This window comes from Limnohabitans sp. (assembly GCF_017848645.1).
GTDB lineage: Bacteria > Pseudomonadota > Gammaproteobacteria > Burkholderiales > Burkholderiaceae_C > Limnohabitans_A.
The window spans coordinates 13,237-39,153 of sequence record NZ_JAFEIF010000021.1 but is presented as its reverse complement, the minus strand read 5'-3'; the positions used below and the strand labels follow the sequence as shown (position 1 = coordinate 39,153).

Below are 25,917 nucleotides of genomic sequence, written 5' to 3'. Positions count from 1 at the left end.
GAGACCATGGGCTGCGCGGCCAGTACGCTCACGGTTAGCGTTTGATGCCTGCAAAAAAGCGTTTGTCACCAGCATGGCGTGCATTCACGGCCAGCAAAACTGACGACCACCACCAGCGTTTGGAAGGGGCCGGCGGCGGGCGACGATTTTGGCGTACCCCCGCCTCATGAGGAGCCCGCCGCCGGCCCCTTCCAAACGCGCCCCTCAACCGCTGCTTTCCAAGCGCACACTTCAAACGCGCCACTCTCTTGACACGCCCCAACGCTGACAGCCTCCCCAGAGACCCAAGCGTTACCATCCCAGCCCATGCACACCTCCGCCCTTGTCCTGTTTTCCGGTGGTCAGGACTCCACCACCTGCCTGGCCCACGCCTTGAGCCGTTACGACCGTGTTGAAACCCTGGCTTTTGACTACGGCCAGCGCCACAAAGTCGAGCTGGACGCCCGCCTGAACGTGCTGTCCGCCATCAAGGCAAAGTTCCCGCAATGGGCCCCCAAGATGGGCGAAGACCATTTGCTGGACGCTGGCATCCTCGGCCAGATCAGCGAAACCTCATTGACCCGCGACACCGCCATCGAGATGGAAAGCTCGGGCCTGCCCAATACCTTTGTGCCCGGGCGTAACCTGCTGTTTCTCACCTTGGCGGCGGCGCTGGCTTACCGCCGGGGCTTGCAGGTCATCGTCACGGGCGTGTGCGAGACCGATTTTTCGGGCTACCCCGACTGCCGCGACGACACCATGAAGGCCATGCAGGTGGCCCTGTCGCTGGGCATGGACCGCAAACTGCTGATCGAGACGCCGCTCATGTGGATCGACAAAGCCCAAACCTGGCAATTGGCGCACGACCTGGGTCAAAAGGCCCAGCCCCAGGGCGGTGGGCAGGCGCTGGTGGACTTGATCGTGGAGCACAGCCACACCTGTTACCTGGGCGAGCGCACGCATCGCCACGACTGGGGCTATGGCTGCTGCCGGTGCCCGGCGTGTCAGCTGCGGGCTTCGGGTTTTGCGCGTTACCGCCAAGCTTGAGGCTTTTGAAACGCAAGCGGCTCAGCCGCCGTTCAGCACGCCTGTGGGCAGCGCATGGCGCTGGGCAAAGCGCGCACAAGCGCCTTGCAGCCAGTCGGCAAAGGCATCTCGGGTCGGGTGCTTTCCGCTGACTTGGGGTAGCAGCAGGTAATAGGCCGACGCATGCGGGCATTCGTGGGCATGGGCCTGCACCAGTTCGCGCCGTTGCAGCAGCTGATCGGCAATCGAGCGGCGGCTGAGGGCCAGGCCCATCCCCAAGCGGGTGGCTTCGAGCAGATGGGTGGAGTCGGTGAAGCTCATGTGGCTGGCGGGCCGCTGCACGCCGCTGTGGGCTTCGGGCACATCGGCCAGCCAGGTGGCCCAGTTTTCACTGGCGTGCAGCAAAGGCAGTTGCAGCAGCTGTTGCAGGGTTTGCGGGGGCTCGGGCCCCAGCAAAGAGGGCGCGGCCAGCAGCAGCAAGCTGTCGCCCATCAGGGGGCGCACTTCGGCTTCGGGCCAGCGGCCATGGCCAAAGCGGATTGCGCAGTCCACTTGTCCTTCGCTGAGGTCCACATAGTCCATCGAGCCGTGCAGTTGCAGCCGTACCTGCGGGTGCCAGCGGGTGAAGTCGGCCAGTCTGGGCAACAACCAGCCGTTGGCAAACGAGGGCAGCACCGCCACACGAAGGTCCTGGGTGTGGTCCTGAGCGGGCCGCTGGCTGCGCACACGTTCGGTCACGTCCACGATGTCTTGCAGGGCTTGGCGCACCTGGTAGCCGTAAATCCGGCCCGTGTCGGTCAGTGCCCAGCGGCGGCCGTTGCGCTCGATCAGGGGCACGCTCAAAAATTCTTCGAGTGCCCGGATCTGGTGGCTGACGGCGCCAGGCGTCAGCTGGAGTTCTTCGGCAGCGGCATTCACCGAGCCCAGCCGCACCCAGGCGGCAAAGGCGCGCAAAGCAGGCAGGGGCGGGGCGCGGCCGGTCATGTCAATGGAATTCGCTCAATGCTCGAAAAAGATGGAGGTCAGCGGCAGCCTGCGCTGCCTAGACTGGCAAGCCTTGCGGCCGCTGTGCCACAAGGCTTTCAAAGTTTAACAAGGAACCCCCCATGCTCATCGACGACCTGCGCGCCTTTTTGGCCGAGTATTTTGAAGTCCTGCAAACCCAGGACATGGCCCTGTTTGACCGGGTGTTTCACAAAGACTGCGTGCTGTATTCGCAGCAAGACGGTCAGTTGGTGGTGCGCCCTTTTGCCCTGTACCGCGAGATGGTGCAAGGCCGTCTATCGCCTGCTTCGGGCGCTTGCCCGCGTGACGAGCAGATCCTGCTGCTCGATGTGCTGTCGCCCACCATGGCGCTGGTCAAAGTACGGCTGCGTTTGTTTGACCACATCATGGAAGACCACCTGAACCTGATGCTGCACGAAGGCCGCTGGATGATTTATGCCAAGCACTTTTACCGGGTGGGCAGTGCGGTCTGAGGTCCGTGGATCCGCGCGCGTGGCAGGGCAATGCGAGCTAGGCACCGAGTCGCTGTACCCGCATTTCAAGCGTTTGTCCTGCGCTGATGCCGTGCATTTGACTATCGACAACATTGATTCAATCGATTGGCCAAATGGCCCGCGGGTTCTTAAACTGAATGCTCATCTTTCAGAATGAGCACATGCACAGTGATGCCGCAGGCATAGGACCCCTTGAAGGGTGCAATGACCTTCACAAACACGCGGATGCTTCTTCTGATTGAATGGATTTTCCAACCAGGAGTACGACATGACCGCACCCGCCACATCCCAATGCCCGTTCCATGCCGCCGCCGGCGCACGCGCCAAGCAAGGCGCCCGCTCCAATGCCGATTGGTGGCCCAATCAGTTGAATCTGGCCATCTTGCACCAGCACCAGCCAGTGTCCAACCCCATGGACGCCGACTACGACTACCGCAAAGAGTTTGCCAAGCTCGACTTCGCCGCGCTCAAAAAAGACCTGGCCGATCTGATGACCGACAGCCAAGACTGGTGGCCCGCCGACTGGGGTCACTACGGTGGTTTGTTCATCCGCTTGGCTTGGCACGCGGCGGGCACCTACCGCACGGCCGACGGCCGTGGCGGTGCCAGCACCGGCAACCAGCGTTTTGCCCCCGTCAACAGCTGGCCTGACAACGGCAACCTGGACAAAGGCCGCCGCCTGCTGTGGCCCATCAAAAAGAAATACGGCAACAAGATTTCCTGGGCTGACCTGTTCATCCTGTGCGGCAACGTGGCCATGGAAACCATGGGCTTCAAGACCTTTGGCTTCGGCGGCGGTCGCCCCGACATCTGGGCACCCGAAGAAGACATTTTCTGGGGCGCAGAAAAAGAGTGGCTGGCCACCAGCGACAAGGAAAACAGCCGCTACAGCGGCAAGCGTGAGCTGGCCAACCCCTTGGCAGCTGTGCAGATGGGCTTGATCTACGTCAACCCACAAGGCCCGGACGGCAACCCTGATCCCAAGCTGTCGGCACACGATGTGCGCGAGACCTTCGCCCGCATGGCCATGAACGACTACGAAACCGTGGCCTTGGTGGCCGGCGGTCACACCTTCGGCAAGATGCACGGCGCGGGCGACGCGGCCCTGGTCGGCCCAGAGCCTGAAGGCGCGCCCATGCACGAAATGGGCTTTGGCTGGATCAACCAGCACGGCACGGGCAAGGGTGCCGACACCACCACCAGCGGCTTCGATGGCGCCTGGAAACCCAACCCCACCACTTGGGACATGGGCTACCTGAAAGTGCTGTTCAAGTACGAGTGGGAGCAAATGACCACTGCCGCAGGTGCCATCCAGTGGCGTGCGAAAAACGTGGCACCCGAGGACATGGTCGCTGACGCACACGACCCAAGCAAGAAGCACCCGCCCATGATGACCACAGCCGACTTGGCCATGCGCATGGACCCGGACTACGAAAAAGTCTCGCGTCACTTCCTGAACCACCCCGAGGAATTTGCCGACGCCTATGCCCGCGCCTGGTTCAAGCTGACCCACCGCGACATGGGCCCCAAGGTCAACTACCTGGGCCCAGAAGTGCCTGCCGAAGATCTGATCTGGCAAGACCCCGTGCCCGCCGCCAAAGGCGCGCCCATTGACGCTGCCGACATCGCTGCCCTCAAGGCCAGCATCCTGGCCAGCGGCTTGAGCGTGAGCGAATTGGTGGGCACAGCCTGGGCTTCGGCCAGCACCTTCCGCGGCTCGGACAAGCGCGGCGGTGCCAACGGTGCCCGCGTGCGTTTGGCCCCCCAGAAAGACTGGGAAGCCAACCAACCTGCCCAACTGGCCAAGGTCTTGGCGGCCCTCGAAGGCGTGCAAGCGGCCTTCAACGCCAAAGGTGGCAAGCAAGTCTCTCTGGCCGACCTGATCGTGCTGGGGGGCTGCGCCGCTGTTGAGTCGGCTGCCCAGGCCGCTGGCTTTGACGTGACAGTGCCTTTCACGCCCGGCCGCACCGACGCCAGCGCCGAGCAAACCGACGCCGAGTCTTTTGACGTGCTGGAGCCGCAAGCCGATGGTTTCCGCAACTACCAAAAGAAGGCCTTCACTGTGTCGGCCGAAGAGATGCTGGTTGACAAAGCCCAGTTGCTGACCCTGAGCGCGCCTGAGATGACGGTGTTGGTGGGTGGGTTGCGCGTCCTGGGGGCCAACACCGGGGGCTCCAAGCACGGCGTGTTCACCGATCGCGTGGGCCAGCTGAGCAACGACTTCTTCGTCAACATCACCGACATGGGCGTCGCCTGGATGCCCACATCGCCAGCCGAGTCGGAGTTTCAAGCCCGTTGCCGCAAGACCGGTGCCATCCAATGGACCGGCACCCGCGTCGACCTGGTGTTCGGTTCCAATTCGCAGCTGCGCGCTTTGTGCGAGGTGTATGCCCAAGACGACAACCAAGGCAAGTTCGTCAAGGACTTCGTGGCTGTCTGGAACAAGGTCATGAACCTGGACCGTTTTGACTTGGTGTGATCGGCGCCTGCTCAGCCCCCGAAACTCCCCGGTTTCGGGGGCTTGGTGCTGAAGGGCTTGTATCGCTCGTCCTTAAAATTTCACCCATGAACCGACCCCTGCTCACGCCGGACTTGCGCCCTGAAGAGTTCAGCGCCTGGTACTGGCTTAAAAAAGAACTGCAAGACTTTTGCAGCGCCCAAAACTGGCCCACGGGCGGCAGCAAGCAAGACCTGACGGCGCGCGTGCGGGCCGGTTTGTCGGGGCAGCCCTTGCCCGCCTGGCGTGCGCCCGCTGCCACGGCTGTCCATGACGCCATGCCCGGCAGCCTCACACCGCAAACCGTGATCGGTCCTGGCTGGCGGCTGAACGCGGCATTGCGCGGTTTTTTTGTGGCGCACACCAGCCCCGCTTTTCGCTTCAACCAGGCGCTGCGTGATCTGTTCAAAAACCCTGAAGGCCGCACGCTGGCGCAGGCTTTGGTGGTGTACCGGGACAGCTGCACGCAGGGCGCGGCCCCGATTCAACGACAATTCCAGTTCAACCAGCACATCCGCGACTATTTTGCGCAGCACCCGGGTGCCACGCGTGCTCAGGCCCTGCAAGCCTGGCAAGCCAAACGCCAGACACCGCAAGCCCTTGTTTTTTCAGCCGACGCCCAATGATGCCCCTGACCTGCACCCGAGCTCAGGCCTTGCCCGAGATCCTGAACACCTGCAGCGCCATGCGCTTCGTGGGGGAGGGATGTTCATGCGAATGCCAGTTGACACTGCCCAAGCGAGAAAAATCATGTTGAAGCGTTTATGGCTGTGCACGGCTTGGGCACTGGTGCAGGTTCTTTCTGTGGCACCGGCGCAGGCCCAGCAGGGGTTTTCATTTGTGGCCTTGGGAGACTTGCCTTACGGTTCGCCCGACAAGGCCTATGGCCCTTACCGCACCTTGATTGATCGCATCAACACCCTGAATTCAGACTTCTCTATCCATGTGGGGGACTTCAAGTCGGGCTCAACCTTGTGCAGCGACGAGGAGTTTGCCCATCAGCTCGCGCATTTTCAGCGCTTCAAAGGCGCGGTGGTGTACACCCCTGGTGACAACGAGTGGACCGATTGCCATCGGGCCAACAATGGCCCATACGATCCATTGGAGCGCCTTGCGGCTTTGCGCCAACGCTTTTACACACCGGGGCGCTCATTGGGCCAGCAGCCCTTGGCATTGCAAAACCAGTCCGATGTGATGCCCACCCATGGGCGCTACGTTGAAAACCAACGTTGGATGCACCAAGGCACGCTGTTTGCCACGCTCCACATGGTGGGCAGTAACAACAACTTTGAAACCCGCGATCCCGCCGCCGTGCAGGAGTTCTTTGAGCGCGATGCGGCCAATGTCGCCTGGATAGAGGCCACTTTTGAGCAGGCGCACCAGCGGCAGGCCAGTGCGCTGGTGTTGGCCTTTCAGGCCGATGTGTTCGAAACCAGGTCCGCGTGGGAAGACTTTCCCCCTTGGTCGGGTTTTCGCAAAAGCATGGCCGACACCTTGTTGCCTTTGGCCCGTCGCTGGGGCAAGCCGGTGTTGGTGGTGCACGGCGACAGCCACCAGTTCAAAATCGACCAGCCCTTTCAGTTGGACAAAAAGCCCTTGACCAACGTGACCCGCTTGATCGTGCCTGGCGCATCGGATGTGCGTGCGGTCAAGGTGACGGTGCAAGGGGCGGCCTTTGCATTTGAAATGGTGACGCCAGCCCCTTGACCCCATGTAACGGTGGCTGACTTTTACAATACGGATATGAAAACCCTTGCTTACACCCGCGCCCAAGCCCTGCCCGAGATCCTGAACACACGCATTGCCATCCTCGACGGGGCCATGGGCACCATGATCCAGCGCTTCAAACTGTCCGAGGCCGACTACCGGGGCGAGCGCTTCAAGGACTTCCCCAAAGACGTCAAGGGCAACAACGAGCTGCTGAGCCTGACGCGTCCCGACGTGATCAGCGACATCCACGAAGGCTACTTGGCCGCCGGGGTCGACCTGATCGAGACCAACACCTTTGGTGCCACGACCATTGCCCAGGCCGACTACGACATGCAGCACCTGGCCCGCGAGATGAACCTGCAGTCTGCCAAATTAGCCCGTGCTGCCTGCGACAAGTTTTCCACCCCCGACAAGCCCCGCTTTGTGGTGGGCGCCTTGGGCCCCACGCCCAAGACCGCCAGCATCAGCCCCGACGTGAACGACGCAGGCGCGCGCAACGTGAACTTTGAAGAGTTGCGCGCAGCGTATTACGAGCAGGTCGAAGCCCTGGTCGAAGGCGGCTCGGACGTGCTGCTGGTCGAGACGATTTTCGACACGCTCAACGCCAAGGCCGCGCTGTTTGCGATTGAAGAATTTTTCGAGGCCAGCGGCGAGCGCTTGCCCCTCATCATCAGCGGCACCGTGACCGACGCCTCGGGCCGCATCCTGAGCGGCCAGACCGTGACCGCGTTTTGGCACAGCGTGCGCCATGCGCAGCCCTTGGCCATTGGCCTGAACTGCGCCCTGGGCGCGACGCTGATGCGCCCCTACATTCAAGAATTGAACAAGGTGGCGGGTGACACCTTCATCAGTTGCTACCCCAACGCCGGCCTGCCCAACCCCATGAGCGACACCGGCTTTGACGAAACGCCCGAAGTCACCAGCCGTTTGCTGCACGAGTTCGCGGCCGAAGGCTTGGTCAACATCGTGGGTGGCTGCTGCGGCACCACGCCCGACCACATCGGCGCGATCGGCCGCGCCGTGGCTCCGCTGGCCCCGCGCAATGTGCATGGGGGCTTCTTCTACAAAGAAGCGGCCTGATCAGGCTTCCAGCAGCATCCGATTGAGCTCCGCCAACTCCTGCGGGCTCAGGCCAATGGCCCCGTGCAGGTAGTCGCGCATGCCGCCATGCTGTGCATCCACGACCTCAAAGGCGGCATGTAAAAACTCGGGCTGCACTTGCCACAGCACTTTCATCACATGCGGGTGGCCCTGGCCCTCCATGCGGGCGTCGCGCTTGTAGAGCTGGTTGGTGAGCAGGTAGTCACGCTCGATGGTGGGGCGGTCCACGCCCAGGGCTGATAGCAACAGCGCCGCGGCAAAACCCGTGCGGTCCTTGCCTGCGGTGCAATGAAATACCTGCGGTGTGGGCTGCTCCAGCAGGTGCTTCAAAAACCGGCCAAAGGTGGCGGCGTTGTGGTTCACGAAATCGCGGTAGGTCTCGCGCATCAGGTCCACGGTTTCCTCGGTGGTGGGCACCACGCCTTGCGCCACCAGGGCCTGCAGTCGGGCGATCACGGTGGGCTCGATGGTGAGCGCCACGCGCTGCACGCCCGCAAGCGCGTAGGGCGTGGCCGCGCACTCGGCTGCCCCGCGAAAGTCCAGGCTGTGGGCTATGCCCAGCGATTGCAGGCGCACCCGGTCTTCGTCCGTCAATCCCGCCAGATGGTCGGAGCGGAACACCTGGCCGCGCCGCACGCGGCGGCCGTCGGCGTTGCGGTAGCCGCCTACATCGCGAAAGTTCGAAGCGCCTTGCAGCAGCGCAGTGGGTACCGGGGTCATGGCCATCCAATCAGCAGTCAAAACATCATTTCTGACCCTATTGTCGCGTCCAGGCCCGCATGCGGGGGTTGCCCCAGGCGACAAAGTCACCTAGTCTCAAGGTGAAGCGGCCGCTCGCATGGCACAAGGCTTGCATGTGAAGCGCATGAACTTTGCGCACACACCTTCACAAACGACGATCAACGGCGTCATGGGCGTGGCCGAAGCCTGGCGCGACCCCTTGGGCCTGATGTTGGCTTCCACGGGCGAGGGGGTTTTCGGGGTCGATCTGGACGGCCTGTGCGTCTTCATCAACCCGGCCGGGGCCCGCATGATCGGCATGGAACCCGAGCAGGTGCTGGGCCAGAACATGCATGTGCTCACCCACCACTCGCACGGGGATGGCACGCACTACCCGTTGGACGACTGTCCGATCTACAACGCCTTTCGCCAAGGCCAGCCTTGCCGCATCGACAGCGAGGTGTTCTGGCGCGCAGATGGCAGCAGCTTCCCGGTGGAGTATTCGAGCTACCCGGTGTTTGACCAAGGCCAGGTGCGCGGCGCGGTGGTCACCTTTGTGGACATCACCGAGCGCAAGCAGGCCCAGGACGCTTTGTATCAGGCCAAAAATGAGCTGGAGCAACGCGTGGCCGAGCGCACCCAGGCGCTCGAAACCGCCTTGCAGCAACTGCGTGAGCTGGCCGCTTGGTCCGAGGCAGTGCGTGAAGAAGAGCGAACCCGCATCGCCCGCGAGGTGCATGACGAATTGGGCAGCTTGCTGGTGGCGCTCAAGATGGATGTGGGCTGGCTGGACAAGCGCTTGTCCGAGCAGGAGCAGCGCGCCGCCGTTGAGGCACAAGCCATGCGCGAGAAGATGCGTGGCAAGTGTCAGAACATGAGCCGCTTGATCGAGAACGCGGTGGTCAATGTGGGCCGCATCATCACCGATCTGCGCCCCAGCATCCTGGACCACCAGGGCTTGTGGGACGCCCTGGCGTGGCAGGCGCAGGAGTTTGTGCAGTCGGCCGAGCAAGAACTCAAGTGGTGCATGGACGTGAACGTGCAACGCGTCTTGCCCGAACCGATGGCCATGGCGGTGTTCCGCATCTTTCAGGAAATGCTCAGCAATGTGGGGCGCCACGCCCGCGCCCGCACGGTGGACGTGGACATTGTGGAGCGCCAGGGCTGGCTGCACCTGTCGGTGGAAGACGATGGTTGCGGGGCCGAGGCGCAGGTTTTTGAATCGGCGCAGGCCTACGGCATCATGGGCATGCGCGAGCGGGCACGGCATTTTGGCGGCGTGATCGACGTGGACAGCCAACTCGGTCGGGGCACCCGCATGCGGCTGTCCATGCCCTTGCCAAGCTGGGAGGCCGCGCTATGAATGCCCCCGTGCGCGCGCTGCTGGGCGACGACCACAAGATCGTGCGCGAAGGCCTGAAGATGGTGCTGGCCGACGACCCGGGTCTGCAGGTGGTGGCCGAAGCCGACACGGGCCCCGGCGTGCTGGACGCGGTGCAGGCCCTGCAAGGTCCGCAAGGGCTGGACGTGGTGCTGCTGGACATCGCCATGCCCGGCATGGACGGACTGGACGTGTTGCAAAACCTGCGTCGCGACTGGCCCGGCCTGCCTGTGCTCATGCTCAGCACCTACCCGGAAAAGCAGTACGCGGTGCGCTGCATTCAGCTGGGCGCTTCGGGTTATCTGAACAAAAGCACCGACACCGACGCCTTGATGGCTGCGCTGCGCCGCGTGGCTGCAGGTGGCATGCACGTCTCGCCCACCACAGCCGAGGCGCTGGCCAGCTTGGTGGGCCAGGGCCGCACCAAAAGCGGGATCGAACAGCTCTCGCACCGCGAGCATCAGGTCTATCTTTTGTTGACCCAAGGCCACAGCGTGAGCGAAATTGGTGCGCAGCTGAGCCTGGCGCCCAATACCGTGAGCACTTACCGTGCACGCATCCTGGAAAAGACCGGCACCAAGAACGATGTGGAGCTGGCTTTGTACGCGCAAAGCCTGGGTTCGGGCCATTGAAGCGCATGCCTTGGCGCATCGCGTTCAAAGACCGCGCCTGCAAAAAAGCCATTTCAGCCACCTCTTTGTAGGGCCAGCCCTACACCGCGTCGACAAGCGCCTCGCGAAATGAAGCACTTCGCGCTGGGTGCAACGGCTTAGGCCTTTTCTGGCCCACAGCTTGCATAGACCTGAGCATCCACAACCGAAGTGAGGCTGCCATGTCCGAATTTTTTGACCCGTACAACGCTGACCGGCCCCTGATGCTCAAGTGCAGCTGCGGCCGCGACCACTCACCTGCCGACCACCATGCCGAAGCGGCAGCCGATGCGGCAGCGCTGCAGTTGCGTGCCCGCTCCGAGACCGCCGAGTTCGAGGCTTACAGCCAGGAATTCATCGAGGCCACGCTTGTCAAATCGCTGTTCCCGCACGACGAAGAGCGGCGCATGTTTTTGCGCGCCGTGGGCAAAAAGACCGCCATGGCCGCCATTGCCAGCGTGTTGCCTGTGGCCAGCTTGCAGGCCTTGGCGCAAAGCAAAGGCCCCTTGGAAAAAACCAACCTGAAGATCGGCTTCATCCCGATCACCTGCGCCACGCCGCTCATCATGGCCGAGCCGCTGGGTTTCTACCAAAAGCAGGGCTTGAACGTGGAAGTGACCAAGACCGCAGGCTGGGCCTTGATCCGCGACAAGATGATCAACAAGGAATACGACGCCACGCACTTCCTCTCGCCCATGCCCCTGGCCATCAGCATGGGGCTGGGTGCGAACGCCACGCCCATGAACGTGGCGACCATCCAGAACATCAACGGCCAGGCCATCACGCTGGCCATGAAACACAAGAACAACCGCGACCCGAAAAACTGGAAGGGCTTCAAGTTTGCCGTGCCCTTCGATTACTCGATGCACAACTTCCTGCTGCGTTACTACCTGGCCGAAAACGGCATCAACCCCGACACCGATGTGCAAATTCGCGTGGTGCCACCACCCGAGATGGTGGCCAACCTGCGCTCGGGCAACATCGATGGCTTCCTTGGACCCGATCCCTTCAACCAGCGTGCGGTGTTCGACGAAGTCGGCTTCATCCACCTGCTGACCAAAGACTTGTGGAACGGCCACCCCTGCTGCGCCTTTGGCACCAGCACCGAATTCATCCAGAAGAACCCCAACACCTTTGCGGCGCTTTACCGCGCTGTGCTCACGGCCGCGGCAATGGCACGCCAGCCGGGCAACCGCGAGTTGATTGCCAAAGTGATCTCGCCTGCGCAGTACCTGAACCAACCCGAAGCCGTGATCGCCCAAGTGCTCACGGGCAAGTTTGCCGACGGCCTGGGCAAGGTGCAAAACGTGCCCGACCGCGCCGACTTTGATCCCATGCCTTGGCAGAGCATGGCGGTGTGGATGCTCACGCAAATGAAGCGCTGGGGTTATGTGAAGGGCGATGTGAATTACAAGCAAATCGCCGAGAAGGTGTTCTTGATCACCGATGCCCGCAAGCACATGAAAGAGCTGGGCCACGACTTTGCCGCCACCACGCCTTACCCGAAGTACAAGATCATGGGCAAAGAGTTTGACCCGGCCAAGCCCGAGGACTACATCAAGAGCTTTGCGATCAACAAGATGGGCTAAGGCACATGAAAACCACGCACCTCAATTTGCGCGCGGCCATGGTCTCGCTGCTCATGTTTCTGGTTTTTCTGGGGGCGTGGCAGCTCTCGGCCACTGCGCCTTCGGTGGCGGGCGCGTCCAAAGCGGGCATGACGGCCGAAGAGATCGAGTACCAAAAGATGATGGGCAAGGACCCCGGCGCTGTCAAAAGCACCGGTTTTCCGCCGCCCCTGGAAGTGGGCAAAGCCATGCTGGGGCACCTGGCCGACCCGTTCTACGACAAAGGCCCCAACGACAAAGGCATCGGCATCCAGCTGGGGCATTCGCTGGGTCGGGTGGCGCTGGGCTTTTTCCTGGCGGTGTTGGTGGCGCTGCCGGTGGGTTTCATGATCGGCATGTCGCCGCTCATGCGCAAAGCGTTTGACCCTTTCATCCAGGTGCTCAAACCCATCAGCCCGCTGGCTTGGATGCCACTGGCGCTGTACACCCTCAAGGACTCCGAAGTTAGTGGCATCTTCGTCATCTTCATCTGCTCGGTCTGGCCCATGCTCATCAACACCGCCTTTGGTGTGGCCGCGGTCAAACGCGAATGGCTCAACGTGGCCAGCACGCTGGAAGTGCAACCGCTGCGCAAAGCCTTCTTGGTCATTTTGCCTGCTGCGGCGCCCACCATCGTGACCGGCATGCGCATCAGCATGGGCATCGCCTGGCTGGTGATCGTGGCCGCCGAGATGCTGGTGGGCGGCACGGGCGTGGGCTACTTTGTGTGGAACGAGTGGAACAACCTGTCCTTGGTGAATGTGATTTTTGCGGTGCTGGTGATCGGTGTGGTCGGCATGTTGCTCGACCTGGCGTTTGCCCAAGTGCAAAAGGCGGTGACCTATGTGGAGTGACACCAGCGACCGCGAGCTGATCGCGCCTTTGCCCAAGGAAATTTTTGCCCCGCAACCCAAGGCCCAAGCCATGAACGCTTTCCTCAAAATAGAAAAACTGGGCAAGGCCTACCAAAGCGACAAGCCGGTGTTTTCCGACGTGTCTTTCAACATCGACAAAGGCGAGTTCGTCTGCATCATCGGTCACTCGGGCTGCGGCAAGACCACCATCTTGAACGTGCTCGCGGGCTTGGACACCGCCACGGAAGGCCATGCCTTCATGGACGGCCGCGAGATCGCAGGCCCGAGCTTGGAGCGTGGTGTGGTGTTCCAAAGCCATGCCCTCATGCCTTGGCTCACGGTGCGGCAAAACATCGCGTTTGCTGTACGGTCCAAGTGGCCCGAATGGAAAACCTCGCAGGTCAATCTGCATGTGGAAAAGCATGTGGGCATGGTCGGCTTGCTGCACGCCATCGACAAAAAACCCAGCCAGCTCTCAGGCGGCATGAAGCAGCGTGTGGGCATTGCACGTGCCTTTTCGATCCAGCCCAAGATGCTGCTGCTCGACGAGCCCTTTGGTGCACTCGATGCGCTGACGCGCGGCACCATCCAAGACGAGCTGATGACCATCGTGCGCCAGACGCAGCAGACGGTGTTCATGATCACGCACGACGTGGACGAAGCCATCTTGCTGTCTGACCGCATCCTGCTCATGAGCAACGGCAACGAGTCGGGTGGCAGTTATGTGCCCGGCGGCTTGGCCGAAGTGGTGGTCAACCCGCTGCCGCGCGAACGCACCCGTGCTCAGTTGCACCACCTGCCGGGCTATTACGACATGCGCAACCACATCGTCGACTTTTTGGTGTCCCGCGCCAAAGCCCATTGATTCTTTCTTTTTCCAAATTTGTCTTCAACTCCCCTCAAGAGGTCTTTCATGAACCGTTTAGAAGTCACCGAAAAAATCATCTCTACCAAAGTGGCCAAAGGCATCAAGTGGAGCGACGTCGCCGAGAAAGTCGGCCTGTCCAAAGAATGGGTCACCGCCGGGTGCCTGGGCCAAATGACCTTTGACGCCAAGCAAGCCAAAATCATTGGCAAGATCTTTGGCTTGAGCGCCGACGAGATCAAGTGGCTGCAAGTCGTGCCCTACAAAGGCTCACTGCCCAGCCAAGTGCCCACCGACCCGCTGATCTACCGCTGGTACGAAATCGTGAGCGTCTACGGTACCACCATCAAGGAACTCATCCACGAAGAGTTTGGCGACGGCATCATGAGCGCCATCGACTTCAGCATGGACATCGTGCGCCAGCCCGACCCCAAGGGCGACCGCGTGAACGTGGTGTTGTCGGGCAAGTTCTTGCCGTACAAGCAGTACTGATCGGGCGTGCCCGCCAAGGGCGCCAACAAAAGCCGTGGTGAACCCGTTTCACCACGGCTTTTTTGCTTCTTTCGACCTGGCAATTGAATAGGCAGGGCCAAAACGCCCACAAATTGATTAAAAATAGCTTTTCGCCATAAAAGCCACCAACTCCCCAACACGAGCCCCAGCTTGGACAAGAAACAACTCACCGAGAGCGACATCCGCGCCCGTTTCATCACGCCCGCCATTGAGCAGGCCGGGTGGGAACGATTGCAGATATTCCATGAGTTCCCTCTACGTGCTGGGCGCATCAGTGTGAGAGGCAAAGTGGGCAAACGAATGGACTCAACTGCCGTGAGGGCCGACTACGCGCTGTTCTTCAAGCCCAACATTCCCTTGGCGGTGGTCGAGGCCAAGGCCAACACAAAATCGATGGGTGCAGGCATGCCCCAGGCGATCGACTACGCCCAACTGCTGGACGTGCCCTTCAGCTTCTCCAGCAACGGTGACGGCTTTGTGTTCCGCGACGCCACGATGGCCGATGGTGTGCTGGAGAAAAACCTCAGCCTTGACGAATTCCCCTCGCCGCAAGAATTGTGGAGCCGCTATTGCACCTGGAAGGGCTGGACGCCCCAAGTGCGCAGCGTGACCGAACACGACTACTACCCAGGCAAACCGCCGCGTTACTACCAGTTCACCGCCATCAACCGCACGGTCGAAGTCATTGCGGGCGGGCAAAAACGCGTCTTGCTCGTCATGGCCACAGGCACCGGCAAAACCTACACCGCTTTCCAGATCATCCACCGCTTGTGGAAATCCACCTGGCGCAACGACCCCACCAGCACCAAACCCAAGCGCATCCTGTTTCTGGCCGACCGCAACATCCTGATTGACCAAACCATGGTCAACGACTTTCGGCCATTCAAAGGCGCGATGGCCAAGCTCAGCCCCAACGCCAAAGGCATCGAGACGGTCAACGCACAAGGCCAGGTCACGGTCGAAGAAGTCGACCTTGCTATCAGCAAAACCACCAAGCTGGTGGACAAGAGCTACGAGATTTACCTCTCGCTCTACCAAGCCGTGTCGGGCACCGAAGAAGAGCGCAACATCTACAAACAGTTCAGCCCCGACTTCTTCGACTTGATCGTGGTGGACGAGTGCCACCGGGGCAGCGCCAACGAAGACTCCGCTTGGCGCGACATCCTCACCTACTTTGGCAGCGCCACCCAAGTGGGCCTGACCGCCACGCCCAAAGAAACCCAAGACACCTCCAACACCGAATACTTTGGCGAGCCGGTCTACACCTACAGCCTCAAGCAAGGCATCGAAGACGGCTTTTTGTCGCCCTACAAAGTCGTGCGGGTGGACCTGGACAAAGACACCTTTGGCTGGCGGCCCACACAGGGTATGACCGACAAACACGGCCACCTGATCGAAGACCGCATCTACAACGCCACCGACATGAACCGCAAACTGGTTCTGGAGCAGCGCGACCAAGTGGTGGCCGCCAAGATCACCGAATACCTCAAGGCCACGGACCGCATGGCCAAGACCATCGTGTTTTGCGAAGACATTGACCACGCCGCCCGCATGCGCCAAGCACTGGCCAATGCCAATGCCGACATTTGCAAAGACCAACCCCACTACGTGGTGCAAATCACGGGCGACAACGCCGAAGGCAAAGGCCAGCTCGACAACTTCATCGACCCGGAAAAGCCCTACCCGGTGATCGCCACCACCTCCAAGCTCATGAGCACCGGGGTGGACGCGCAAACCTGCAAGCTCATCGTGCTAGACCAAAACATCAAGTCCATGGCCCTGTTCAAGCAGATCATTGGCCGGGGCACCCGCCTGCGCGAAGACTTGGGCAAAACCTGGTTCACCATCCTCGACTTCAAACGCGCCACCGAACTCTTTGCCGACCCGAAGTTTGACGGTGAACCCGTGCAGATCTACCAGCCCAAAGGCGATGAACCTGTCAGCCCGCCAGACGAAATGCCAGGCGCGGTGGGCGCTAATGGTCCTTTGGCGGCGCCTCAGCCCGATGACCCCTTTGGTGCATCACCCGGTGGCTACACCGCGCCCGGCACAGGCGCTGATGCCGAACCCAAGAAATACGTCCTTGGCGGCATGGTCACCGTGGCGGTGGCGCGTGAGCGCGTGCAATACCTCAGCGCCGACGGCAAGCTGATCACCGAAAGCCTGCGCGACTACACCCGCATCAACCTCACCAAGCAATACGACTCGCTCGACAAGTTCTTGCAAGCTTGGAACGACGCCGACCGCAAAGCCGCCTTGGTGGAAGCACTTGAAAGCCAAGGCGTGCTGATCGATGCGCTGACCGAAGAAGTGGCCCGCACCGGATTGACCGACCTCGACCCGTTCGACCTGCTGCTGCATGTGGCCTACAACCAGCCAGCCCTGACCCGCCGCGAGCGGGCCAACCGCGTCAAAAAGCGCAACGCCTTCACCCAATACGGCCCCGTGGCCCGCAAGGTGATCGATGCACTCATCGATAAATACGCCGACGAAGGCATCGCCACCATCGAAAGCAACGACGTTTTCCGGGTCCAGCCCTTCACCCAAATGGGCTCGGCCAGCGAGTTGGTCAAAAGCTTTGGCGGGCGACCCCAATTTTTGGGCGCACTACAAACGCTGGAGCGTGAACTCTATTCATCTAATCAATGAGTAAGCACATGCTCACAAGTCGAACTATCTTGAAATATCTGTCATCCGATAAAATATCTAAACTCAGATATTAAAAGATAATTCCATGCTCTACCACGCACGCACCTCGTTGGCTAAAGGCTTGGCCGACGCCTTGCAAGGCAAAACGCCTTTCAGCGATGCCCCCAATGGGCTGTTTTTGGCAGCACCTCGGCGCACAGGCAAATCCACCTTTTTACAAGCCGACCTGATGCCCGAGCTGGCCCGTCGCCAAGTGGTGGGCGTCTATGTGGACCTGTGGGCAGACCAGAACCGTGACCCGGGTGCCTTGATTGCAGAAGCCGTGGGCCGAGCCCTGCTCAAGCAATTGGGCGTGGTCGCCAAAACCGCCCGATCAGCGGGGCTGGACAGCATCAACGTGGCGGGCATCAAAATTGACGTCTCCAAAATCGGCAAAGTCGATGGCACCACATTGGCAGATGCGCTCAGGGCATTGGTCGAGACCGCTAAAAATCCGGTGGCTTTGATCATCGACGAAGCCCAGCATGCCCTGACCAGCGTGGCCGGTGAAACCGCCATGGCCGCGCTCAAGTCGGCGCGTGACCAGCTCAATCGCCCGGGTCAGGCTCAACTCATGTTGGTCATGTCGGGTTCAGATCGTGACAAGTTGTTGAGGCTGGTCAACACCAATTCGGCACCGTTTTACGGCTCGCAAATTCAACGCCTGCCGGAGTTGGGCGCCGAATTCATCACGCACATCGCTGAGCTCATCGTGCGCCAACGGCCAGAACTGGCGCCGGTCAACGAAGCCGTCTTGGCCGAAGCATTTCAGCATTTTGGTCAGCGCCCACAGTTCTTCATGGAAGCTTTGGGCCAAGTGCTCAGCCCCTTGGCTACCGACACAGGGCGGTTTGAGCAAGCGATGCTCGCCAAAGCCCAACAGCAACTGCAAGACGACGAAGACCAAATGGCGCGCGACTACGCAGCCCTCAAGCCTCTGGAGCAAGCCGTGCTCTGGCGCATGCTCGAACTCGGCACCCGTTTCAGGCCCTATGACGCCGAAGCCCTGACTTTTTACAAAGACAAAACCGGCGACAAAGTCACCGTGGCCAAAGCCCAAAAAGCACTGGAAAGCTTGCGCGCCCACCAGCCCAGCCTGATCTGGAAATCGGCCCGCAGCGAATACACCGTAGAAGACGCCACCATGGCCCGCTGGTATGCACAACGCATGGCTGCAGGCACATGGCCGCCCAAGAGTTTGCAGCTCGATTGGCTAGACGAGTAACGCTGCTGAATTGCGAAATCTCGATACAGAACAACTTGGGTTCATCCCACACCAAAACGCATGTCTAACCTCTCATCCGTCATCAAATCCATCCAAGACATCATGCGCCAAGACTCTGGCGTGGATGGCGACGCGCAGCGCATCTCGCAGCTCACTTGGCTCTTGTTCCTCAAAGTGTTCGACGCACTCGAAGAAGAACTGGAGCTGACCCGCGACGACTACAAAAGCCCCATCCCCGAAGCCATGCGATGGCGCAACTGGGCCACGGACGCCGAAGGCATCACCGGTGATGCCCTGCTGGACTTTGTGAACAACCAGCTCTTTGCCACCCTCAAAAGCCTGAGCGGTGACGCACAGCGCAACCCCCGTGGCTATGTGGTGCGCGGCGTGTTTGAAGACGCCTACAACTACATGAAAAGTGGCCAGCTGCTGCGCCAGGTCATCAACAAACTCAACGCGATCGACTTCAACCGCCAAGCCGAGCGCCACCAGTTCAACGACCTCTACGAAAAAATCCTCAAAGACCTGCAAAGCGCGGGCAACGCGGGCGAGTTCTACACGCCCCGCGCCGTCACGCAGTTCATGGTGGACATGGTCAACCCCCAGCTGGGTGAACGCGTGATGGACCCGGCCACCGGCACGGGCGGCTTTTTGGTCTGCGCCATCGAACACCTGCGCAAGCAAGTGCACAACACCGAAGAAGAAGCCACGCTGCAAAACAGCATCTTGGGCGTTGAGAAGAAGCAAATGCCGCACATGCTGTGCGTGACCAACCTCATGCTGCACGGCATCGAAGTGCCCAGCTTGGTCCGCCACGACAACACCCTGAGCCGCCCACTGCGCGACTACACCCCAGCCGACCGGGTGGACGTGATCTTGACCAACCCGCCCTTTGGCGGCATCGAAGAGCCGGGCATCGAACAAGGCTTTCCGGCCGATGTGCGCACCAAAGAAACGGCAGACCTGTTTTTGGTGCTCATCAAACACATCCTCAAAACCAACGGCCGCGCCGCACTGGTGCTGCCCGACGGCACACTGTTTGGCGAAGGTGTGAAGACCCGCATCAAAGAGCAACTGCTGGCCGAATGCAACCTGCACACCATCGTGCGCCTGCCCAACGGCGTGTTTGCACCCTACACCGGCATCAAAACCAACCTGCTGTTCTTCACCAAGGGCAAGCCCACCGAACACGTTTGGTACTACGAACACCCCTACCCAGCGGGCGTGAAGAACTACAACAAAACCAAGCCCATCCGCATCGAAGAGTTCGAGGCCGAAAAAGCCTGGTGGGCCACCGAGGCCGACGGCTTTGCCGCCCGCGTGGAAAACGAACGCGCATGGAAAGTGAGCATTGAGCAAATCAAAGCCGCCAACTACAACCTTGACCAAAAGAACCCCCACGCCGCCGAAGTGGTGAACCACGACCCCGAGCAATTGCTGGCCGACTACGCCCGCTTGCAAACCGAGGCGCAAAGCCTGCGCGACCAACTCAAGGCCATCTTGGGACAAAGCTTGGGGGGCAAGATATGAACCAGATCGCCATTTACCAAAGTGAGGGCGGTGCTGTTGATGTGCGCTTGGATGGGGATACGGTCTGGCTCAGCCTGCAACAGATTGCCGATTTGTTTGGGCGAGACAAGTCTGTTGTTTCGCGGCACCTGCGTAACGTATTCAACGATGGGGAACTTGAGCGTTCGGCAGTTGTTGCAAAAAATGCAACAACTGCCGCCGACGGCAAAACCTACCAGGTGGAATACTTCAACCTAGACGCGATTTTGTCCGTGGGTTACCGCGTCAATTCGGTGCAAGGCACCCGTTTTCGCCAATGGGCTACCCGTCTACTGCGCGAACACCTGACCAGGGGCTATACCCTCAACCAACAACGCCTGCAAACCAATGCCGCTGAGCTTGAAGCCGCATTGGAATTGGTACACAAGGCCGCCCAAACGGCTGAACTCAACGCCGACACCGGGCGTGGCCTGGTGGACATCATCACCCGCTACGCACACACCTTTTTGTGGCTGCAGCGCTATGACGAAGGCCTGCTGACCGACCCGCCCAGCCAACCTGGCGGCACTCTGCCCAGCGTGGACGAGGCCAGACTGGCACTGGCACGCCTCAAGGCCGACCTGATGCAGCGCGGCGAGGCCACCGACCTCTTCGCTCGCGAACGCGGCGAAGGCCTGCCCGCCTTGCTGGGCAACCTCGACCAAAGCGTGTTTGGCGAACCCGCCTACCCCAGCGTGGAGGCTAAGGCCGCGCACTTGCTCTACTTTGTCATCAAGAACCACCCCTTTGCCGACGGCAACAAACGCAGCGGCGCTTTTTTGTTTGTGGACTTTTTGCACCGCAACGGCCGACTGCTCAATGTGCAAGGCCACCCGGTCATCAACGACACCGGTTTGGCCGCTCTGGCTTTGTTGGTGGCTGAATCCGATCCCGCACAAAAGGAAGTGCTGATTCGCTTGGTCATGCACATGCTGGCGCGAGGAGGCCAGCCATGAGCGCAGAGCTGACGGCGCAAGAGCCCAGCGCCAAATACCTGGTGAATTTGCAGCCCCCACTGGTGCGGCATTTCGACTGGATTGCCCAAGCCCCCGGCGGCGTGGCCCGCCTGCGCGAACTCATCTTGACGTTGGCCGTGCAAGGCAAGTTGGTGCCGCAAGACCCGAACGATGAACCGGCGAGTGAACTGCTCGAGAAAATCAGGGTTGAGAAAGACCGACTGATTGCAGAAGGCAAGATCAAGCGGGACAAGCCGTTCGCCGAAATTACTGATGAAGAAAAGCCCTTTGAGTTGCCTACAAATTGGTCATGGTGCAAAGGTCGCGAAATATTCAACGTGATTCGTGGTGTGACTTATCAAAAAACTGATGCACGCGAAACATTTGTCGAAGAACACCTCCCACTGCTGCGAGCCAATAATATTCAAGCAACTATCAACCTCGATGGTCTTGTATATGTTCCAAGGCATTTGGTCTCGGATGACCAGTGCTTACGCAAAGGTGACTACCTTGTGTGCTTGGCTAGTGGCAGCAAAAAGCTTGTAGGTAAGGCGGCACCTTTCACCTCAGATGTAGCTTGCACGTTTGGCGCTTTTTGCGGGGTAATTCGTCCGTTATCTGAAATGGACTTTCTCGCAATTTACCTTTCAAGCCCGCTGTATCGGGATACTGTTTCGGCAGCCTCAGCAGGCATTGGAATCAATAACCTCAAGGGGACATCACTCCTCGGGCTTGATATTCCGTTACCACCACTGGCCGAGCAATCCCGCATAGTCACCCGCGTCGAAGAACTGATGCAACTATGTGACGCCCTCGAAGTCAGCGGCCAGCTCGAAGCGCAGCAACACGCCCAACTCGTAGGCACCCTGCTGGGCACGCTCACCCAAAGCGAAACGCCCGAGGCACTGGCCGACAACTGGCAACGCATCGCCACCCACTTCGACCTGCTGCTCGACCGCCCCGAAGCCGTGGACGCCCTCGAACAAACCATCCTCCAACTCGCAGTCCGCGGCCTGCTCGTCCCCCAAGACCCCAACGACGAACCCGCCAGCATCCTCCTGCAAAAAATCCGCACCGAAAAAGACCACCTCATCGCCCAAGGCAAGATCAAGCGCGACAAACCCCTGCCACCCATCACCGATGAAGAAAAACCGTTTGCGTTGCCGCAGGGGTGGGAGTGGGCGCGAATTGAGCAGTTTTCATTGGTGATTGTTGACTGCCCGCATTCAACTCCAAAGTTTGTGCCCGCTGGGCAACTCTGTCTCGATACGAACAGTTTTAAGCAAGGTAAGTTACTGCCGCATAAGCTTCGTTATGTGGACGATGCAACGTTTGCGGAGCGGAATGCTCGATTGGTTCCAGAGCCGGGCGACTTGGTTTTCGCCCGCGAAGGTTCGGTAGGTGAGTCGGTTCTGATACCCAATGAAATACAAGCCTGCTTGGGTCAACGGGTCATGCTGTTTCGGTTTTCAAAGAGCATATCGAACGAGTTTGCGCAACTTGCCATCTCCTCGCCGTCCTTCATTGATACTTTGCTCGCACTCAATAAAGGCATCGGTGCGAAGCATGTGAATGTGGGTGATATGCGACTTGCTCCGCTCCCACTCCCTCCCTTTTCGGAGCAAGCTCGGATCGTCACCCGCGTCAACGAACTTCGCGGCCTGTGCGCCGATCTGCGCCAGCGGCTGCGTGACCAGCAAACCTCCCAGACCCATTTATCCGACGCCCTGGTGGCCGCCGGATAATGTATTAAAGCCTTTGAGCCCTATTCACAGGAAGACACCATGAGCGCTGAACCTGAAAAGAAAGCACCGACCCCCAAACGGGCTCGCAAATCCAAGTCACCGCGGTTGCAGGTGAGCCATCTGGGACCGATCAAATCGGCCGATGTCGCGTTCAAGGACTTGACGATCATCGTGGGACCGCAGGCCACGGGCAAGAGCATTTTTTTGCAAACGCTCAAGTTGCTGGTGGATCGGGACCAGATTCATGACACCTTTAAGCACCATGGCCTATCGTTCAATGACAAGGTCGATGCGTTCATGGATGGATATTTTGGGCGCGGCCTGTCCAGCGCCTGGGGCGCGCAGTCGAGCATGACCTGGAACGGTTCTGCGGTGGCGCTGCCAGACTACGCCAAGCCCACTAAGTCAAAGACCCGGCATGAGCGAATGTTCTACATCCCAGCGCAACGGGTGATGAGCTTGCCGGGTGGTGCCTCGCGAAATTTCGGCCAATTCGAGTATGGTGATCCGTACACGCTACGCGCCTTCAGTGATGCGGTGCATGATTTGATTCAGAACGAATTTGGAGCTAAGGGTGAATTGTTTCCTGGACCGAATCGTTTGAATGGGACTTTACGTAAGCCCATTCAAGACCATTTGTTTGGGGGGAATCGTTTGGAGATTGATGCCAAGGATTTCACTAAGCGGGTGGGTTTGCATGTGAATGGGCATAAGCAGCCCTTAGGCTTTTTGTCGTGGTCCGCAGGCCAGCGCGAATTCACGCCCATGCTGATGGGGGTGTACTGGTTGTGCCCGACCACCAATCGCCGCAAGACGGGCAAGACCGCCGATGAGTGCATCGAGTGGGTGGTGATTGAAGAGCCTGAGATGGGCCTTCACCCGCAAGGCATTGCGGCGGTGTTGTTGTTGGTGCTGGAGCTGATGCGGCGGGGTTACAAGGTCGTGCTCTCCACGCACTCGCCCGTGGTGCTCGACATGGTCTGGGCCTTGCAAGAGTTCAAGAAGCTGGGCAGTACAGAGGCCTCTGTTCGGGATATTTTTGAGCTGCCATCCGTGCCTGATGCCAAAAAGATTGCACAGTCCGCGCTGACCAAGGACTATGGTGTCTATTACTTTGACCGTGATGGCTCGGTGCGTGACATTTCCAACCTGGACCCGGGGGCGGTAGAGACAGCCGAGTCAGAGTGGGGCGGCATCAGCGGGTTTGCAACAAAGACCAACAACGCCATTGCCGATGCCGTCGCTGCGGCCGAGGCCAGACCCAAACGAAGACGCAAAACGACAAAGCAGGAGACGGTGTAATGGCGGCCAAGGGAGGAAAAAATCAAAAGACGCCAGCCACCAAAAAATCAACTGCTTTCGATTCAGCGGTTCAGACTGCAGGACTAACGGCCTTGTCTGGAAAGGATGCAGTGGAGGGCTCGTACCGGGCGCAAATCAAAGCAGCTAATGGCTGGAATTTCACCGGCAGTGTGGACATGGATGCCCACTTCAAATCTGCTGAGGGTCAAAGCAACCGATGGGACTACGGTATTGGCATCTCCGAAGTCGGTGGTCGGGAGCTGGTTTGCTGGTTGGAGCCTCACCCGGCGTCAAGCACAGGTGAGGTGCGCAAGATGCTGGACAAGCTGGCATGGCTCAAGGAAAAGCTTGATGCGCCCGCTTTCAAGAAACTCAAGGCCCTAACTTACGTGCCTGACCGGGTTGGTCATCCGTTTTACTGGCTGCGAACGCTCAAAGGGGAATGCCGCATCACAGCGCACGGTAAAGAGGCCAAGCAGCTGGCCAAAAGTGGGCTGCGGATGCCTGCTCAGCAATTGACACTCCCCTGACCTGTACCCATAGCCCGAATGCCCTCACGCAACGAAAAACCGTGGTTGGGTGTGGATGAGCAGTTGACTAAGCTGGTCGAGCGCGGCATGTCCATCACCGACCAGAGCAAAGCGCGTGAGGTGCTGGACTTTTCGCAATGTGTGAACGCAGGCGCGGTCATGGTGAGCGGCCAAAGAAAAACCCCCAAGCAGCTTTGCGCCAAAGTGCATTACCGAAGGGGGCCGTGTTGCAAAAAGTCTACCAAATCCGCCGATGGATATTCAAAACCGGCCATAAAAAAGCCCTCTATTTGTTATCTGGGGCGTGAGAAAACAACACGCACTATTGGGAAAACCTCAAATAATTCAATGACTTGCGTAATCGGTTGTTATCTTTGACGCGATCTGAAAGAGCCCATGCCCATTCAACACGCCATCTGGCAAGTCGCCGACCAGCCTGCCATCTTGCCCGCCGCCAAGCTCGCCAGTGAGCAGATGCTTGAATCCATGATCGTGCGCGAGCCCCGCATCCTTTCCAGCGAATGGATGCTGATCGGCCAGCAAGAAGTCACCTCGCACGGTGGGCGCATTGACTTGCTGGCCATCGCGCCCGATGGTTCGCTGGTGCTGATCGAACTCAAGCGCGACCGCACGCCCCGCGAGATCGTGGCGCAGGCGCTGGACTATGCCTCATGGGTGGTGGACCTGACGGCCGATCGCATCGTGCAGATTTACCAGCGCTTTTCCAAGGGCGGCAGTTTGCAGACCGATTTTCAAAAGCGCTTTGGTGCGGTGCTGGACGAAGACACGCTCAACCATTCGCACCAGATCATCATCGTGGCCAGCGAGCTGGACCCGTCCACCGAGCGCATCGTGGCGTACTTGAATGCCCGCGACATCGCCATCAACGTGGTGTTTTTCAAGGTGTTTGAGCACGGCGGCCAGCAGCTGCTCAGCCGCGCCTGGATGATCGACCCCGGCGAAACTCAAGCCAACGCAGCAGCCACCAACACCGCCAAGGGCGAGGCCAAAGAGCCGTGGAATGGCGAGTTCTACGTGTCGTTCGGCTCCAACGAGCACCGCAGTTGGGAAGACGCGCGGCGCTATGGTTACATCAGCGGCGGTGGTGGCACTTGGTACAGCCAAACGCTCAAGCTCTTGTCGCCCGGTGACCGCGTGTGGGTCAAGATTCCACAAACGGGTTTTGTGGGTGTGGGCGAGGTGACCGAATCCGTCCAGTCTGCCAAAGACTTCACAGTTGCTACCCCCGAGGGCGACCGCTTAGCGCTTGACGTGCTGCAACACGGCCCGCTCTACCGCGCCACCGCCGACGACCCGGAGCAAGCTGAATACTTTGTGCGCGTGAAGTGGCTCCACGCCGTAGACGCCGCCCATGCCTTCAACGAGGTGGGCCTGTTCGGAAACCAAAACACCGTCTGCCAACCGCGCGCCGCCAAGTGGCGGCATACGGTGGAGAGGTTGAAGGCGGTGTTTCCGCATTGGGACGACATCCTCTAGATTACCCCATAAAGTTGATTAAAG

Annotated in this window: 23 protein-coding genes; 21 read left to right on the top strand and 2 right to left on the bottom strand. The window is 59.9% G+C overall.

Annotation, left to right across the window (positions count from 1 at the left end):
* Window positions 1-306: 306 nt before the first annotated feature.
* The gene (queC, locus tag QZ190_RS05515; protein ID WP_291914486.1) at window positions 307-1,026 is read left to right on the top strand and encodes a 7-cyano-7-deazaguanine synthase QueC; all 720 of its coding nucleotides are present in this window, start codon (window positions 307-309) and stop codon (window positions 1,024-1,026) included.
* A 21-nt stretch (window positions 1,027-1,047) separates the two neighbouring features.
* Here the strand turns inward: queC and QZ190_RS05510 are convergent, their stop codons facing one another.
* A complete protein-coding gene (locus QZ190_RS05510) occupies window positions 1,048-1,989 on the bottom strand; it encodes a LysR substrate-binding domain-containing protein (protein ID WP_291914483.1) in 942 nt (313 codons plus the stop codon).
* 122 nt (window positions 1,990-2,111) lie between these two features.
* Here QZ190_RS05510 and QZ190_RS05505 point away from each other — a divergent pair, with 122 nt between their 5' ends.
* The 5 genes from QZ190_RS05505 (at window position 2,112) to QZ190_RS05485 (ending at window position 7,791) form a co-directional block, all read left to right on the top strand.
* The gene (locus QZ190_RS05505; RefSeq protein WP_291914481.1) at window positions 2,112-2,483 is read left to right on the top strand and encodes a nuclear transport factor 2 family protein; all 372 of its coding nucleotides are present in this window, start codon (window positions 2,112-2,114) and stop codon (window positions 2,481-2,483) included.
* Between the two features lie 289 nt (window positions 2,484-2,772).
* Window positions 2,773-4,983 (top strand): catalase/peroxidase HPI, encoded by a 2,211-nt coding sequence (katG, locus tag QZ190_RS05500; protein ID WP_291914478.1) that lies wholly within the window; start codon window positions 2,773-2,775, stop codon window positions 4,981-4,983.
* 86 nt (window positions 4,984-5,069) lie between these two features.
* Window positions 5,070-5,627 (top strand): DUF6434 domain-containing protein, encoded by a 558-nt coding sequence (locus tag QZ190_RS05495; RefSeq protein ID WP_291914476.1) that lies wholly within the window; start codon window positions 5,070-5,072, stop codon window positions 5,625-5,627.
* Window positions 5,628-5,751: 124 nt separating this feature from the next.
* The gene (locus QZ190_RS05490) at window positions 5,752-6,708 is read left to right on the top strand and encodes a metallophosphoesterase (RefSeq protein WP_291914473.1); all 957 of its coding nucleotides are present in this window, start codon (window positions 5,752-5,754) and stop codon (window positions 6,706-6,708) included.
* A 36-nt stretch (window positions 6,709-6,744) separates the two neighbouring features.
* Entirely contained in the window at window positions 6,745-7,791 is a 1,047-nt protein-coding gene (locus QZ190_RS05485) for a homocysteine S-methyltransferase family protein (protein ID WP_291914470.1), read from the top strand.
* Here the strand turns inward: QZ190_RS05485 and QZ190_RS05480 are convergent, their stop codons facing one another.
* Window positions 7,792-8,538 (bottom strand): tyrosine-protein phosphatase, encoded by a 747-nt coding sequence (locus QZ190_RS05480; protein ID WP_291914491.1) that lies wholly within the window; start codon window positions 8,536-8,538, stop codon window positions 7,792-7,794.
* Window positions 8,539-8,722: 184 nt separating this feature from the next.
* Between QZ190_RS05480 and QZ190_RS05475 the strand changes: the two genes are divergently transcribed.
* The 15 genes from QZ190_RS05475 to QZ190_RS05405 all read left to right on the top strand — a co-directional run bounded on the left by QZ190_RS05475 (window position 8,723) and on the right by QZ190_RS05405 (window position 25,893).
* On the top strand, window positions 8,723-9,895 hold the full coding sequence (locus QZ190_RS05475) for a PAS domain S-box protein (RefSeq protein ID WP_291914489.1): 1,173 nt from the start codon (window positions 8,723-8,725) through the stop codon (window positions 9,893-9,895).
* On the top strand, window positions 9,892-10,545 hold the full coding sequence (locus QZ190_RS05470) for a response regulator transcription factor (protein WP_291914468.1): 654 nt from the start codon (window positions 9,892-9,894) through the stop codon (window positions 10,543-10,545). Before QZ190_RS05475 ends, QZ190_RS05470 begins: the two co-directional genes overlap by 4 nt.
* Window positions 10,546-10,745: 200 nt before the next feature.
* On the top strand, window positions 10,746-12,152 hold the full coding sequence (locus QZ190_RS05465) for a CmpA/NrtA family ABC transporter substrate-binding protein (protein WP_291914465.1): 1,407 nt from the start codon (window positions 10,746-10,748) through the stop codon (window positions 12,150-12,152).
* Between the two features lie 5 nt (window positions 12,153-12,157).
* Window positions 12,158-13,024 carry a nitrate ABC transporter permease gene (gene ntrB, locus QZ190_RS05460; protein WP_291914463.1) on the top strand — a complete coding sequence of 289 codons (867 nt, stop codon included), beginning with the start codon at window positions 12,158-12,160 and terminating at the stop codon, window positions 13,022-13,024.
* Entirely contained in the window at window positions 13,014-13,889 is an 876-nt protein-coding gene (locus tag QZ190_RS05455; RefSeq protein ID WP_291914460.1) for an ABC transporter ATP-binding protein, read from the top strand. The genes ntrB and QZ190_RS05455 overlap by 11 nt, the downstream gene beginning before the upstream one ends.
* 48 nt (window positions 13,890-13,937) lie before the next feature.
* Entirely contained in the window at window positions 13,938-14,381 is a 444-nt protein-coding gene (gene cynS / locus QZ190_RS05450; RefSeq protein ID WP_291914458.1) for a cyanase, read from the top strand.
* 171 nt (window positions 14,382-14,552) lie between these two features.
* Complete coding sequence (gene hsdR / locus QZ190_RS05445; protein WP_291914455.1) at window positions 14,553-17,051, top strand: EcoAI/FtnUII family type I restriction enzme subunit R; 2,499 nt, start codon at window positions 14,553-14,555, stop codon at window positions 17,049-17,051.
* Between the two features lie 85 nt (window positions 17,052-17,136).
* Window positions 17,137-18,315, top strand: coding sequence for an AAA family ATPase (locus QZ190_RS05440; RefSeq protein WP_291914452.1), 1,179 nt, complete (start codon window positions 17,137-17,139; stop codon window positions 18,313-18,315).
* Between the two features lie 60 nt (window positions 18,316-18,375).
* Window positions 18,376-19,845, top strand: a complete 1,470-nt coding sequence (locus tag QZ190_RS05435; RefSeq protein ID WP_291914449.1) for a class I SAM-dependent DNA methyltransferase — start codon at window positions 18,376-18,378, stop codon at window positions 19,843-19,845.
* Window positions 19,842-20,819 carry a virulence protein RhuM/Fic/DOC family protein gene (rhuM, locus tag QZ190_RS05430; RefSeq protein ID WP_291914448.1) on the top strand — a complete coding sequence of 326 codons (978 nt, stop codon included), beginning with the start codon at window positions 19,842-19,844 and terminating at the stop codon, window positions 20,817-20,819. The genes QZ190_RS05435 and rhuM overlap by 4 nt, the downstream gene beginning before the upstream one ends.
* Window positions 20,816-22,564, top strand: a complete 1,749-nt coding sequence (locus QZ190_RS05425) for a restriction endonuclease subunit S (protein WP_291914445.1) — start codon at window positions 20,816-20,818, stop codon at window positions 22,562-22,564. Before rhuM ends, QZ190_RS05425 begins: the two co-directional genes overlap by 4 nt.
* A 159-nt stretch (window positions 22,565-22,723) precedes the next feature.
* Complete coding sequence (locus tag QZ190_RS05420; RefSeq protein ID WP_291914443.1) at window positions 22,724-23,866, top strand: AAA family ATPase; 1,143 nt, start codon at window positions 22,724-22,726, stop codon at window positions 23,864-23,866.
* Window positions 23,866-24,396: a hypothetical protein gene (locus QZ190_RS05415; RefSeq protein ID WP_291914441.1), complete on the top strand. Its 531-nt coding sequence runs from the start codon at window positions 23,866-23,868 to the stop codon at window positions 24,394-24,396. Before QZ190_RS05420 ends, QZ190_RS05415 begins: the two co-directional genes overlap by 1 nt.
* A gap of 18 nt (window positions 24,397-24,414) precedes the next feature.
* Window positions 24,415-24,774 (top strand): hypothetical protein, encoded by a 360-nt coding sequence (locus tag QZ190_RS05410; protein WP_291914438.1) that lies wholly within the window; start codon window positions 24,415-24,417, stop codon window positions 24,772-24,774.
* Window positions 24,775-24,792: 18 nt separating this feature from the next.
* Window positions 24,793-25,893 (top strand): endonuclease NucS domain-containing protein, encoded by a 1,101-nt coding sequence (locus tag QZ190_RS05405; RefSeq protein WP_291914435.1) that lies wholly within the window; start codon window positions 24,793-24,795, stop codon window positions 25,891-25,893.
* The last annotated feature ends 24 nt before the right edge of the window (window positions 25,894-25,917 follow it).